General features: G+C 72.7%; 12 protein-coding genes. 10 read left to right on the forward strand and 2 right to left on the reverse strand.

Annotated features, from left to right (window positions below):
• Positions 1-14: 14 nt before the first annotated feature.
• Complete coding sequence (locus tag JNK12_22925) at positions 15-455, reverse strand: hypothetical protein (GenBank protein ID MBL8778802.1); 441 nt, start codon at positions 453-455, stop codon at positions 15-17.
• Between the two features lie 53 nt (positions 456-508).
• Here JNK12_22925 and JNK12_22930 point away from each other — a divergent pair, with 53 nt between their 5' ends.
• Genes JNK12_22930 through JNK12_22945 form a run of 4 tightly spaced genes read left to right on the forward strand, consistent with a single transcriptional unit; the run spans position 509 to position 7450 of the window.
• The gene (locus tag JNK12_22930; protein ID MBL8778803.1) at positions 509-2674 is read left to right on the forward strand and encodes a PASTA domain-containing protein; all 2166 of its coding nucleotides are present in this window, start codon (positions 509-511) and stop codon (positions 2672-2674) included.
• 59 nt (positions 2675-2733) lie between these two features.
• Positions 2734-4287 carry an SPASM domain-containing protein gene (locus JNK12_22935; GenBank protein ID MBL8778804.1) on the forward strand — a complete coding sequence of 518 codons (1554 nt, stop codon included), beginning with the start codon at positions 2734-2736 and terminating at the stop codon, positions 4285-4287.
• Positions 4288-4298: 11 nt separating this feature from the next.
• Positions 4299-5870, forward strand: coding sequence for an SPASM domain-containing protein (locus tag JNK12_22940; protein MBL8778805.1), 1572 nt, complete (start codon positions 4299-4301; stop codon positions 5868-5870).
• 53 nt (positions 5871-5923) lie between these two features.
• Positions 5924-7450 carry an MFS transporter gene (locus JNK12_22945; protein ID MBL8778806.1) on the forward strand — a complete coding sequence of 509 codons (1527 nt, stop codon included), beginning with the start codon at positions 5924-5926 and terminating at the stop codon, positions 7448-7450.
• On the opposite strand, the gene JNK12_22950 is transcribed toward JNK12_22945, so the two are convergent.
• Positions 7440-7847, reverse strand: coding sequence for an SCP2 sterol-binding domain-containing protein (locus JNK12_22950; GenBank protein ID MBL8778807.1), 408 nt, complete (start codon positions 7845-7847; stop codon positions 7440-7442). The genes JNK12_22945 and JNK12_22950 overlap by 11 nt on opposite strands.
• Before the next feature lie 228 nt (positions 7848-8075).
• On the opposite strand from JNK12_22950, the gene JNK12_22955 reads away from it, so the two are divergent.
• The 6 genes from JNK12_22955 to JNK12_22980 all read left to right on the forward strand — a co-directional run bounded on the left by JNK12_22955 (position 8076) and on the right by JNK12_22980 (position 12910).
• Positions 8076-8300: a 4Fe-4S binding protein gene (locus tag JNK12_22955; GenBank protein MBL8778808.1), complete on the forward strand. Its 225-nt coding sequence runs from the start codon at positions 8076-8078 to the stop codon at positions 8298-8300.
• A gap of 64 nt (positions 8301-8364) precedes the next feature.
• Positions 8365-9120 carry an alpha/beta fold hydrolase gene (locus tag JNK12_22960; GenBank protein ID MBL8778809.1) on the forward strand — a complete coding sequence of 252 codons (756 nt, stop codon included), beginning with the start codon at positions 8365-8367 and terminating at the stop codon, positions 9118-9120.
• A gap of 67 nt (positions 9121-9187) precedes the next feature.
• Positions 9188-9478 carry an Asp-tRNA(Asn)/Glu-tRNA(Gln) amidotransferase subunit GatC gene (gatC, locus tag JNK12_22965; GenBank protein MBL8778810.1) on the forward strand — a complete coding sequence of 97 codons (291 nt, stop codon included), beginning with the start codon at positions 9188-9190 and terminating at the stop codon, positions 9476-9478.
• Positions 9478-10923, forward strand: coding sequence for an Asp-tRNA(Asn)/Glu-tRNA(Gln) amidotransferase subunit GatA (gene gatA / locus JNK12_22970; GenBank protein ID MBL8778811.1), 1446 nt, complete (start codon positions 9478-9480; stop codon positions 10921-10923). Before gatC ends, gatA begins: the two co-directional genes overlap by 1 nt.
• Complete coding sequence (gene gatB / locus JNK12_22975; GenBank protein MBL8778812.1) at positions 10920-12362, forward strand: Asp-tRNA(Asn)/Glu-tRNA(Gln) amidotransferase subunit GatB; 1443 nt, start codon at positions 10920-10922, stop codon at positions 12360-12362. The genes gatA and gatB overlap by 4 nt, the downstream gene beginning before the upstream one ends.
• A 2-nt stretch (positions 12363-12364) precedes the next feature.
• The gene (locus JNK12_22980) at positions 12365-12910 is read left to right on the forward strand and encodes a hypothetical protein (GenBank protein ID MBL8778813.1); all 546 of its coding nucleotides are present in this window, start codon (positions 12365-12367) and stop codon (positions 12908-12910) included.
• The last annotated feature ends 42 nt before the right edge of the window (positions 12911-12952 follow it).

A 12952-nucleotide genomic window follows, 5' to 3' on the forward strand; every position in this document is an offset into this window, starting at 1 on the left:
GCAGGATCAGGTGATCAGGTGACTTCGAAGCACCAGGTGACGTCGCGGGCCGACTCGGGCGACTCGGAGGACCGGTAGATCGCCGCGGTGACGCAGTTGCGGCCCGAGTCGAGGCCGTCCGGCGGCCGGTAGAGCAGCTGGTTGAGGGCGTCCACCCGCTGCGCGTCGACCTCCTCGCCGTTCAACCGGAGCGTGCCCGTCCAGCCGGCGGCGAGGTCGATGCCGATCTCGGTCTGGCTGAGGGTCTCGGCGTCCCGGCCGGGGATGAGGGCCTCGACGGCGTCGTCCCCGCCGGTGATGGCGATGTCGTCGGCGCCCCCGTTGCGGACGGTGAGCCGGCCGGCCACCACGAGCCCGGCGAGGGCCCCCAGCACGAGGAGGGTCAACACGATGCGCCGCAGCGCGTTCCGCGGGCGGGTGTCTCGGGAGGCGGTGGATCCAGGACCGGTGGTCACGCACCCATTGTGGGTCCACAGAACGCGAAAACCCAGCCGGTACCATCGCCCTCGTGCTGCTGTCCCAGATGACCGACCAGATCGGTCGGGTCCTGGGCTCGCGCTACCGCCTCAAGGCGCCCATCGGCACGGGCTCGTCGGCCCAGGTGTTCCTGGCCGACGACGTGCGCCTCCACCGCCTCGTGGCGGTCAAGGTGCTGCACCCCGCCCTGGCCGACGACCAGACCTTCCTGCGCCGCTTCCGGGCCGAGGCCCAGGCCTCGGCCAAGCTCAACCACTCCAACATCGTGAAGCTCTTCGACTCGGGCAGCGACGACGGCCCGTACCTCGTCACCGAGTTCGTGGACGGCGGCAGCCTCCGGGCCCTGCTCGACCTCGGTCACCGCCTCACGGTGGCCCAGGCCGTGGACGTCGGCCTGGGTGCGGCGCGGGGGCTCGACTTCGCCCACCGCCAGGGGTTCGTGCACCGCGACGTGAAGCCCGCCAACCTGCTGTTCGGCCTCCAGGACGGTCGCCTGCGCATCGCCGACTTCGGGGTGGCGCGCGCCCTCGCCGAGGCGGCGTGGACCGAGCCGTCCGGCGCCGTGCTCGGCACCGCCCGCTACGCCTCCCCCGAGCAGGCCAACGGCCAGGCCGCCACCGGCAAGAGCGACGTGTACTCCCTGGCCCTCGTGCTCGTGGAATCGGTCACCGGTCACGTGCCGTTCGCCACCGACACCACCCTCAGCACCCTACGCGCCCGGGTGGACGCCGACCTGTCCGTCAGCGCCGACCTGGGGCCACTCGCCGAGGTCCTCGAATGGGCGGGCCGGGCCGACCCCGACGAGCGTCCGGACGCCGCGCAGCTGCGCGACACCCTGGCCGAACTGGCCGAAGGCCTCGATCCCGCCGAGCCACTCCCGCTGGCCGGCGCCTTCCCAGCGGTCGAGCAGCAGCCCTTCGTCGACCCCGACCCCACCCATCTCCCGGAAGACGGCGACGACATCGTCGTGGTGGAGGACGCCGCGCCGGCCGCGGGTCTGGGCGCACTCGTCGGGCGGGCCCGCACTGCCATCGAAGGGCGCGGTCGCAAGGACGACGCCGACGAAGAGGCGGACGTCGACACCGGACCGGCGGACGACGCCGACGCGCCGGCGGCCCCGGTCACGGTGCGCCCGTCCGGTGCGAAGCCCTACGACCACAGCGACGACTTCGGTGGTGGTCACTTCGACGAGCACGCCGCAGCCGCTGCGACCTCGCCGGCGCCGCGTGCGGGTGGCGATCACACCGATGGTGGCGCACCCCTCGCGCGCACCGGCACCCGCCGCCGTTGGTCCAGGCCGGTCCTCGTGGGCGTCGGGCTCGTGGCGGTGCTGGCGATGCTCGCCGCGGCGCTGTCGGTGCGCGAACTGCTGCGCCCTCGCCACGAGGTCCCGCAGCTGGCGGGCCTGGACGTGTCCGAGCTGGGCGCGCTCGTCGAGGGCAAGGGGTGGGATGTCGAGCGGGTGCAGGTGCGCGAGGACGGCACCCGGGAGGGCGAGATCGTGGACCAGGACCCCGCCGTCGGCGAGCAGCTGCGGGAAGGTCAGACCCTCACGGTGACGGTGTCCCGAGGCGCCGAGCTCGTCCCCGTGCCCGACAACCTCGGCGGGCTCACCCAGGGCGAGGCCGCCGCCGCGCTGGAGGCGGTCGGGCTCCGCCCGGGCGCCGTCAGCGAGAAGTGGGGCGAGCTGGTGCCCGCCGGCATCGTGCTCGGCGAGTCACTGGTGTACGACGAGGTCCCGGCGGGATCCCCGGTGCCGCTCGTGGTGTCGAAGGGCCCGAGGCCCCGGGCCGTGCCCGAGGGCATGGCCGCGGCCGGGCTCAGCTTCGACGAGGTCTCCGCCCGGCTCGCCGAGGTGCAGCTGGTCGCCGTCCGGGGCCAGGACTACAGCGACACCGTGCCCGAGGGGCAGGTCATCGGCACCAGCCCGGCCGGCGGGGCGTTGGTCCCCCGGGACAGCGAGGTCGTGGTGATCGTCTCCCGGGGCCCGCAGCCGGTGATCATCCCCGACGTCTCGGGTGACTCCGTGGCCGAGGCACAGGCCACCCTCGAGGCGGCCGGGCTCGTCGTCGACGGCGTGGAGGGCCCGCCCAACGGCGTCGTGACGGGCACCGACCCCGCGGCCGGCCTCCAGGTCGACCGGGGCGCGAGCATCGTGCTCGTGACGCAACGCCGCGGCGCCAACGCCGACGACTGATCAACCCTCGAGGATCGCGGCCCCACCCCTGCGGGTGGGTCGGCCGATAGTCTCGGGCGATGGCGTCCGAGCTCCGCCAGCTGGTCCCGGTCAGGGTGCGCAGGGCCGTGCGCCGCCGCCGCCCCCCAGGCGAGGGCCGCCCGTACTCCGCCTGCTACGCCCCGTCGGTGCTGCTCTACTTCCAGCCCGACGGCGACGTGCGGGCCTGCTGCCGGAACATGACCTACCCGCTCGGCAATGTCGGCACCCAGCGCCTCACCGACATCTGGGACGGGCCCCGCCGCCACGAGCTGGTGGCCCGCCTGGCCGACGACGACTTCTCGCACGGCTGCGAGGGCTGCAAGTGGGAGATCGAGACCGAGGGACGCGACGGGTCGTACCCGCAGAGCTTCGAGACGCGGGCCTCCCACCTCACCGAGGACCCCGCCAGCGCGGCGTGGCCCCGTGCCATGGAGTTCAACCTGTCGAACTCGTGCAACCTCCAGTGCATCCAGTGCAACGGCGACCTGTCCTCGTCGATCCGGATCCACCGGGAGGGCCGGGCGCCGCTGCCCAAGGTCTACGGCGACGAGTTCTTCGAGGACCTCGCCCTCTTCCTGCCGCACCTCCGCACCGTGCAGTTCGCCGGGGGCGAGCCCTTCCTCGGCCCGGAGAACTTCCGGGCGTGGGACCTCATCGCCGAGGTGGCGCCCGACCTCGTGGTGCAGGTCGTGACCAACGCGACGCAGTGGAACAAGCGGGTGGAGGCCGTGCTCGAGAAGGTGCGCGTCGCGCCGACCTTCTCGCTCGATGGCATCACCGCCACGACCTACGAGGCCGTCCGCCACGGGGCCGACCACGACGCCGTGATGGCCAACGTCGACCGCTTCTGCGCCTACGCCGAGCGCGTGGGCACCCACGTGAGCATCAACTTCTGCCTCATGGCCCAGAACCACCACGAGTTCGGGCCGCTGCTCGTCTTCGCCGAGGAGCGCGGCATCAGCGTCAACGTGAGCGTCGTGCACTACCCCGAGCACTGCAGCATCGCCCGCCTCGCTCCCGACGAGATCGCCGCCATCCACCAGTCCCTGCTCGCCCAGTCCGATGAGATCCTGTCCAAGCTCGATCGCAATGCGCGGGTGTGGACCACCGAGGTGGCCCGCGTCGGCTCCTGGCTCGACGGCCACGACCCGGGCACCGACCACGAGACCCTCTGGGGGGTCGCCGACGCCGGGCCCTTCGCCTTCCCCAAGTGGGCCGACCGTCAGCAGGACGACACCGAGGCCCGCGCCGAGCTCAGCGAGTTCGGCCTCGACGGAGTCGTGCACGTGCTGCACATCGGCACGGGCGAGATCATCACGGCGTGCTCGGACGAGGCCGCCGCGGCCCTCGGGGCATCGGCGGGCGAATTGGCCGGCGCCCCGATCTCCCGGGTGCAGGAGGTGGTCGAGCGCGCCCACGGCGCCATCGTCGACCAGCGCATGCTGAGCGAGGGCGACGACCGCATCGACGTGCTCTCGGTGTTCGGTGACCTCGAGGTCCGCACCGCGATCGTGGCCATGCGCGACGCCACCGGCTTCGCCGACCACGCCCGGTTCCTCTTCGCCACGCGACCCGCCGCCCCGGCCGGCTGAGGGGCCTGGGCGTGAGCGCCGGTGGCATCCCGGTCCGGGTCCGGCGCGCGGCCGGAGGCGCCCGCCGTCGACTGTCCCCGCCCCCGCACATGGCGTGCTACGCGCCGCTCGTCCAGCTCTACTTCTTCCCCAACGGTGACGTCCGGCCCTGCTGCGTGAACGACACCTACCCGCTCGGCAACCTCGGGCAGGAGCGCCTCGTCGACATCTGGAACGGCGTACGACGGGCCACCCTCGTCGACCGCCTCGCGCACGACGACTTCTCCCACGGCTGCTCGGCGTGCGCGTGGGAGCTGTCGGTCGAGGGCCGGGCCACGTCGTTCCCCGGCCACTTCGACGTGAAGGCACGGCACCTGCGACGGGACCCGGCCACGGCGGCGTGGCCGAGGTGGATGGAGTTCAACCTCTCGAACTCGTGCAACCTCCAGTGCATCCAGTGCAACGGCGACCTGTCCTCGTCGATCCGGATCCACCGGGAGGGCCGGGCGCCGCTGCCCAAGGTGTACGGCGACGAGTTCTTCGAGGACCTCGCGCTCTTCCTGCCGCACCTCACCGAGGCCCAGTTCGCCGGCGGGGAGCCCTTCCTCGGCGCCGAGAACTACCGGGCCTGGGAGCTGCTCGCCGAGGTGGCCCCCCACGTCCGCTGCCAGGTGGTCACCAACGCGACCCAGTGGAACCGGCGCGTCGTGGAGGTGCTCGACCGCATCCCGTTCTCGTTCTGTTTCTCGATCGACGGGATCACCGCAGAGACCTACGAGTCGATCCGCATGGGGGCCGACTTCGACGAGGTGCTGACCAACGTCGACCGGTTCTGCGGCTACGCCCGCCGCAACGGCACCCGCCTCCGGTGGAACTTCTGCCTCATGCCCCAGAACGTCCACGAGTTCGGTGACGTGCTCGAGTTCGCGGAGCACCGCGGCATCGAGGTGTCGGTCCAGGTGGTGCACGCCCCGTCCAGCGCGAGCATCGCCGCCCTGCCCCCCGACGAGTTGGTCGAGGTCCACCGTCGGCTGTGCCGTCAGTCGGACGACGTGCTCGCCCGGCTCGAGCTCAACGCCCACGTGTGGCGGACCGAGGTCGACCGCATCGGCGCCTGGGCCGCGGCATCGGACCCCGAGGCCCACCTGGCCGCCTGGGGCGGCGGGCCCCCGCCTCCCGTCGAGCCGCCACCGCCGCCACCGCCGGTCGAGTACGTGCTGGGCCTCCCCGTGCTCGGAGACGGGCCGGTCGACCGGGCCGAGGCCGTCGAGCGGCTCCGCGCCTTCGACACCGGGGCCACGGTGCACGAGGTGGTGGTCGACCGCAGCGACACCATCGTCGACTGCTCGCCCGGTGTCCCCGAGGGGCTGGGTTGCGCCCGTGAGGACCTCGTGGGTCGGCCTGCCGAGGCGCTGCGCGTCGCGAGCGAGGCCCGCTTCGGGCCCCTGTCGGGTGGCGACACGCTCTCCCGGTCGGATGACGAGATCGACGCCGTGGCCCGCTACGGCGACCAGGAGCTCCGTGCGATCACGGTGGCGCTCCGCGACGAGCACGGGGTCGCCGAGCACGCCGCCATCCTCTTCGCCCTCGGGTCGGCGGACTGAGCCCACCGTGGCTTGGCGGCACACGGTGGTGACGCTCCTAGCCTGAGGGGTCCATGGCCCCGTCCGACTCACGCGACCACGACGCCGACCTGGTCGTCGAGGCGCCGGGAGCGGACGAACTGGGCTCGATCCCGTGGCCGCTGCTGTTGCGCCACCGGGTCCAGGGTCGGATCGAGGAGCACGACCGCGGCCCGTGGATCGTCCTGTTCGCGGCGCTGTTCGGCCTGCTCGCGGTCAGCAGCACCATCACCATCCTCGCCGTCTCGATCCCGACCATCGCCGACGACTTCGGTGCCTCCGAGACCACCCTCACCTGGCTCATCACCGGCCCGGTCCTCGCCTTCGCGGTCCTCGGGCCGTCGGTGGGCAAGCTCGGCGACCTCTGGGGCTACCGCCGCATCTTCCTCCTCGGCCTCGGTGGCGCCACGGTGTTCGCCGCGCTCACGGCCGTGGCGTGGGACGTCGGGTCGCTGATCGCCTTCCGGGTCCTGGCCGCGGGCATCGGCGCCGCCACCGGGCCGGCGTCGATGGCCATGATCAACCGGTCGTTCCCGCCCGAGCGGCGGGTGCAGGCCATGGGGTACTGGTCGCTGGTCATGGCCGGCGGCCCCGTGCTCGGCGTGGTCATCGGCGGCCCGCTGGTCGAGGCCTTCTCGTGGCGGATGATCTTCGTCCTGCAGGTGCCCTTGATGCTGGTCGCGCTGGCCGTCGCTGCGGCCGTGCTACCCGACACCCAGCGGGGCGACGAGCGCCACGGCTTCGACCTGGCCGGCTCGGTGCTGCTGGCGGTGGGGGTCACCTCGCTGCTGTTCGCCATCAACCGGGGCCCGGTGTCGGGCTGGACCAGCACCCCGGTGCTGGTGGCGTTCGTCGTCGCGCCCGTGCTCCTCGCGCTCTTCGTGCGGGTCGAACGGCGGACCGCGCACCCGCTCATCCCGCTCGAGTACTTCCGCCGGCGGAACTTCGCCTTTCCCATCGGGGTCCAGGTCTTCATCAACGCCGCCTACATGGGCGGGTTCATCCTGACCCCGCTGCTTTTGCAGAACGTGCTGGGCTACGGCGAGACCCGCACGGGGCTCGTGTCCATCGCCCGCCCGCTGGCCTTCGCCATCGCCGGCCCGTCCTTCGGCTACCTGTCCGTGCGGGTGGGGGAGCGCACCTCGGCCATGACCGGGGCGATCCTCGTGGGAGCCTCGATGGTCGCGCTCTCCGCGGTCGGCGCCGGCACGCGCGACGTGGTCATCATGGGCGCGCTCGCGCTGTCCGGCGTGGGGGCGGGCGCCGCGCTCCCCGCCACCGCGGCCACCATCGCCAACTCGGTGGACGAGCGCGATCTCGGTGTGGTGGGTGCCGCCCAGCAGATGATGACCGAGGTCGGGTTGTTGGCCGGCGTCCAGCTCATGCAGACGGTGCAGGTCTCGCGCGCCGACGTGGTGGGGGAGGCCGCGTCCTACAGCGACGCGTACCTCGTCGGGGCGGGCGCTGCGGTGCTCGCCCTCGTGTGCGCGTCGTTCGTGCGCAGCACCCCGCGTGGGGGCGACGCCGGCCGTGACGCCGCGGCGGTGCCCGCTACTCGGTGATCTCCTTGACCCGCTCGGCCACCTGCTGGGCCACCGGGTCGGGCGCCTGCGACTGCATGGCCATGAGCTTGGTCATGTCGCCCTGCACCTTGATCTTGCCGGCCATGAAGGCCTGCATCCCGGCCTGCGGGTTCTGCTCCACGAAGATGGCCTTGGCCGTCTCGTAGTCGACCGTGACCGTGAGGTCGGGGTTCTCGAGGGAGCCCAGGTCGAGCTCGAGGTCGCCCTGGCTGGTGTCCATGTAGGCGTTGATGGGCTCGTCGCTGAAGGGCACGTCGGTGATGATCTGGTTCATGCGCACCGCGTGCGCAGGGGCGGCGGTCTGCCCGGCGAATTCCTCGCGGATCTTGTGCGCCTCTTCCATCCACTCGGCGCTCAGGAACGGGTACTTGGCCACGGTGTCACTCCTCGACGTACGGGGGTCCGGTCGGGCGCAGACGCTAGTCCAGTTCTTGACCGGGCGGTCAAGGATCCTGGTGGCCCGGCCCTCGTCGCTCGGGCGCGGTCGTGCTCGCCCCGCATCGTGGTCCCCTACGCTGACCCGGTGGCCGCCGCCAACCGCGCCGAGCGCATCGCCGACCGCGAGCGCAACCCCAAGTGGAAGCCGGCGCCGCTGCGCATCGACATGTCGATCTGCATCAACTGCGACGCCTGCCTTCGCCACTGCCCGCCGCAGTTCGGGGCGATCTTCAACCACGACGCCGACGTGATCATCATCCCCGAGCTGTGCTCGGGCTGCGGGAAGTGCCTCGACCCGTGCCCGGTGAACTGCATCGTCGACGACCCCGACTGGGCGCCGGCGCCCGACGACTGGTGGGGCGCCCAGGCCTTCGACGACCCCTACGCCTGACCGCGCCCCGTACCATCCTCAATCGATCACCACTCGATCCTGAAGCCCTGGCGGGAGGACCCCAGTGACCGCACCCATCATCCCCGGCGCCGAGCCCTGGTCGGCCGACGGCACCAACGGCCACGGCGCCCTCGTGCTGCACGGCTTCACGGGCAACTGCAACTCGATGCGGGGCCTGGCCGAGGCCTTCCATGCCGCCGGCTACAGCGTGGAGCTGCCGCTGCTGCCGGGCCACGGCACCGCCATCGAGGACATGCTCGTCACCGGCTGGGCCGACTGGTCGGCCGCCGCGGAGGAGGCGTACCAGCGCCTGGCCGCCCGGGTCGACAAGGTCGTCGTGGCGGGCCTCTCGATGGGCGGCTCCCTCACGTGCTGGCTGGCGGTGCACCACCCCGAGATCGCCGGCATCGTCTGCGTCAACCCCGCCACCCAGGTCAACGAGGACGTGCGGGCGCTGGTCGCGGGCATGGTCGAGGCCGGCGAGACGGTGATGCCGGGCATCGGCTCCGACATCGCCGATCCCGACGCCACCGAGTCGGCGTACGAGGGCGCGCCCCTGGCCCCTCTGCTGTCCATGTTCGCCGCCGCCGACGAGTTCGGCGCCGAGCTGGCGAAGATCGAATGCCCGCTGCTGCTCTTCACCAGCCCGCAGGACCACGTCGTGCCGCCCACCGACAGCGACCACCTCGCCGCCAGCGTCTCCGGTGCGGTGGAGCGCGTCACGTGTGAGCGCAGCTACCACGTGGCCACCCTCGACTACGACAAGGGTCTCATCGAGGAGGGCGCCGTCGCCTTCGCCGACAAGGTGACCGCTTCCTGACCTCCGGGCGGGCCGCGCATGGCCCGCAGCGAGCGCACCCCTCTAGATTCAACGGGTGCCCCAGAAGATCACCCGTGACGACGTCGCCCACGTGGCCGACCTCGCGCGCCTCGCCCTGAGCGACGACGAGCTCGACACCTTCACCGGGCAGCTCGCCGCCGTGTTGGACCACGCCGCCGACGTCGAGGCCCTCGACGTGGCCGACGTGGCGCCCACCTCGCACCCGTACCCCCTGGAGAACGTGCTCCGCGAGGACGAGGTGCGCCCCACCCTGGACCGGGCCGAGGTGCTGGCCCAGGCCCCCTCGGTCGAGGACGACCGCTTCCGGGTGCCGCCGGCGCTGGGACAGGAGCCCTGATGGCCCCCGACACCGGCTCGCCCGACACCGCCGTCTCCATCGCCGAGGACGTCCGCTCGGGAGCGCGCTCGGCCCGATCGGTGCTCGACGCCCACCTGGCCGCCATCGACGACCGCGAGGGCGAGATCCACGCCTTCAACCTCGTGCTGGCCGACGAGGCCCGCGCCGCGGCCGACGCCATCGACGCACGGGTGGCCGCCGGCGAGGACCCCGGCCCGCTGGCCGGCGTCCCCGTGGCCCTGAAGGACAACCTCTGCACCCGGGGCATCCCCACCACGTGCTCGTCCAAGATCCTCGAGGGCTGGCAGCCGCCGTACGACGCCACCGTGGTCACCCGCCTGACCGAGGCCGGCGCCGTGCTGGTGGGCAAGACCAACCTCGACGAGTTCGCCATGGGCAGCTCCACCGAGAACTCGGCCTTCGGCCCCACCCGCAACCCCCGCGACACCAGCCGGGTGCCCGGTGGCTCCAGCGGCGGCAGCACCGCAGCCGTGGCGGCCGGGTTCGCCGCCGTGGGCCTGGGCAGCGACACGGGCGGTTCCATCCGCCAGCCGGCCGCCCTGTGCGGCGTGGTGGGCCTGAAGCCCACCTACGGGCTCGTGTCCCGCTACGGCCTCGTCGCCTTCGCCTCGTCGCTCGACCAGATCGGCCCCCTCACCCACACGGTGGCAGACGCCGCCCGGGTGCTCGAGGTCATCGGCGGCCACGACGCCATGGACTCCACGTCCATCCCGCAGGCACTGCCGCCCATCTCGGCCACCCTCGGCGACGGCGTCGCCGGCCTGCGCATCGGCCTCGTCAGCGAGCTGATGGGCGAGGGCATCGCCCCCGACGTGGCCGCCCGGGTCCGCCAGGCCGCCGAGGCCCTGGAGGCGGCCGGCGCCACCGTCGGCGAGGCCACTGTCCCCGCCGTCACCTACGGATTGTCGGCGTACTACCTGATCGCTCCCGCCGAGGCGTCGAGCAACCTGTCCCGCTACGACGGGGTGCGCTACGGCCTGCGGGTCGAGGCCCCCACCACGGCCGAGATGAACCTGGCCAGCCGCACCGCCGGCTTCGGGGCGGAGGTGAAGCGCCGCATCATGCTCGGCACCTACGCCCTGTCGGCGGGCTACTACGACGCCTACTACGGCAAGGCCCAGAAGGTGCGCACGCTGATCCTGCGGGACTTCGCCGCCGCCTACGAGCAGTTCGATCTGCTGCTCTCGCCCACGTCGCCGACCACCGCGTTCCCCCTGGGCGAGAAGGTGAGCGACCCGCTGACCATGTACCTCAACGACATCTGCACCATCCCGTCGAACCTGGCCGGCCACCCCGCCGTCTCGGTGCCCTTCGGAAGCGGCGACGACGGCCTGCCCGTCGGGGTGCAGCTGCTCGGCCCGGCGCTGTCCGAGGGGCCGCTGCTGCGGGCCGCGGCCGTGCTCGAGGAAGGAGCCCCCCGATGAGCGACACGTCGACCCTTCCGGACGGGTGGGAGCTGGTGGTGGGCCTCGAGGTCCACTGCGAGCTGGCCACCGCCACCAAGCTGTTCTGCGGCTGCCCCAACCAGTTCGGGTCCGAGCCCAACACCAACGTCTGCCCGGTGTGCCTCGGCCTGCCCGGCTCGCTGCCGGTGCTCAACCGCACCGCGGTCGAGTACGCCATGCGCCTCGGCCGGGCCCTGCACTGCAGCGTCGAGCCATCCACCTTCGCCCGGAAGAACTACTTCTACCCGGACATGCCGAAGGACTACCAGGTCACCCAGTTCGACCAGCCCACCAACGTCGAGGGCCACCTCGACCTCCCGACGGGCCAGCGGGTCGGCATCGAGCGGGCCCACATCGAGGAGGACACCGGCAAGTCCACCCACGTGGGCGGCGGCGGTCGCATCCACGAGGCCGGGCACTCGCTCGTGGACTACAACCGCGCCGGCGTGCCCCTGGTCGAGATCGTGGGCAAGCCCGACCTCCGCTCGGGAGAGGACGCCAAGGCCTACGTGGCCGAGCTGCGGGCCGTGCTGCTCGCCGTCGAGGTGTCCGACGCCAAGATGGAAGAGGGCTCGATGCGCGTCGACGCCAACGTGTCGGTGCGGCGCAGGGGCACCGAGGAATTCGGCACCCGCTGCGAGATCAAGAACCTCAACTCGCTGCGCTCGCTGGGCCGCGCCATCGACTACGAGGCGCGCCGCCAGGTCGACCTCATCGAGGCGGGGGAGCGGGTCGTCCAGCAGACCCGCCACTGGGACGAGGACGACGGCCGCACCCACACCCTTCGGTCCAAGGAAGAGGCGTACGACTACCGGTACTTCCCCGAGCCCGACCTCGTCCCGCTCGTGCCCGACGCCGAACTGCTGGCGTCGGTCGAGGCCAGCGTGCCGGTGCTGCCCGCGGAGCGACGCGTCGCGGTGGCCGAGGCTGCCGGCGTCACGCCGGCCGACGCCGCCCTCGTGGTGGAGCGGGGCCTCGACGGCCTCGTCCTCGCCGCCATCGGCGCCGGCGCCGACCCCCTGCGGGTTCTGACCCACGCCGACCACAACCTGGCCGTCGAGGGCGCCGAGGCACTCGACCCGGCCGCCCTGGCCGAGCTGGTGACCATGGAGGCTGACGGCGCCCTCACCGCCACCCAGGCGAAGACGGTGCTGGCCGAGATGGTGGCCGGCGGCGGATCGCCCGCCGAGATCGCCAGCGCCAAGGGCTTCGAGGCCCTGTCGGCCGACGACCTGGGCGGCGTGGTCGATGGCATCATCGCGGCCAACCCCGAGCAGTGGGAGCGATTCGTGGCCGGTGACGACAAGACGCGGGGCAAGCTCACGGGCTTCTTCGTGGGCCAGGTCATGAAGGCCACCCAGGGCAACGCCGACGGCAAGGCCGTCACCGCCCTCCTCGAGCAGCGCCGGGCCGGCTGACGGTGGCCCAGCGCCCCGCCGTCCGCTGGGCGGCCATCGCCATGGCCGCGCTCCTCGTCGTGGCCCTGGTGGCCGGCGTGGCCGCCAGCATCGGCGGCGGCGGCGCCGACGGCGCGTCGTCGACCACGACGGGGCCTCCCGCCACCCAGAGCACCGTCCCCCGCGACGGCGACCCCGCCTTCTGCGCCGCCATCGTCGACTTCCAGGACGCGTACGTGGCCGTGGGCGAGCCGGACCCCGCCTCGACGCCGGCCGAGGTGGAAGCGGACTGGGACTCGCTGGCCACGGCCTCGGGCGAGCTGACCGAGACGGCGCCGGCGGACATGTCCACGTTCGTGACGCCGGTGGTGTCCGCTTTCGACACCCTCCGCCAGGACGCCGACGCGGTGGGCTACGACTACGAGAACTTCGACTCGCTCGCCAGCGCGGCCACCATCGACCCCGACGGCAGCATCGCCCAGTCCGCCTACGTGCTCTTCACCTACGAGGCCGACCGCTGCCCCGAGCCGGCGGCCACCACCGACACCACGGCGGCTGCGGCGGGCTGAGCCACGGGCAGGCCTGAGCTCGGCTCGTCCGCCACCGGCTGA

The organism is Acidimicrobiales bacterium, from assembly GCA_016794585.1.
GTDB lineage: Bacteria > Actinomycetota > Acidimicrobiia > Acidimicrobiales > DATDAH01 > JAEUJM01.

What these genes read in the sequence shown, in the direction of transcription:
- JNK12_22935 (MBL8778804.1), top strand. Translation starts at nt 2,734, where the DNA reads ATGGCGTCCGAGCTCCGCCAGCTGGTCCCGGTCAGGGTGCGCAGGGCC.
- JNK12_22945 (MBL8778806.1), top strand. Translation starts at nt 5,924, where the DNA reads ATGGCCCCGTCCGACTCACGCGACCACGACGCCGACCTGGTCGTCGAG.
- JNK12_22955 (MBL8778808.1), top strand. Translation starts at nt 8,076, where the DNA reads ATGTCGATCTGCATCAACTGCGACGCCTGCCTTCGCCACTGCCCGCCG.
- gatA (MBL8778811.1), top strand. Translation starts at nt 9,478, where the DNA reads ATGGCCCCCGACACCGGCTCGCCCGACACCGCCGTCTCCATCGCCGAG.
- gatB (MBL8778812.1), top strand. Translation starts at nt 10,920, where the DNA reads ATGAGCGACACGTCGACCCTTCCGGACGGGTGGGAGCTGGTGGTGGGC.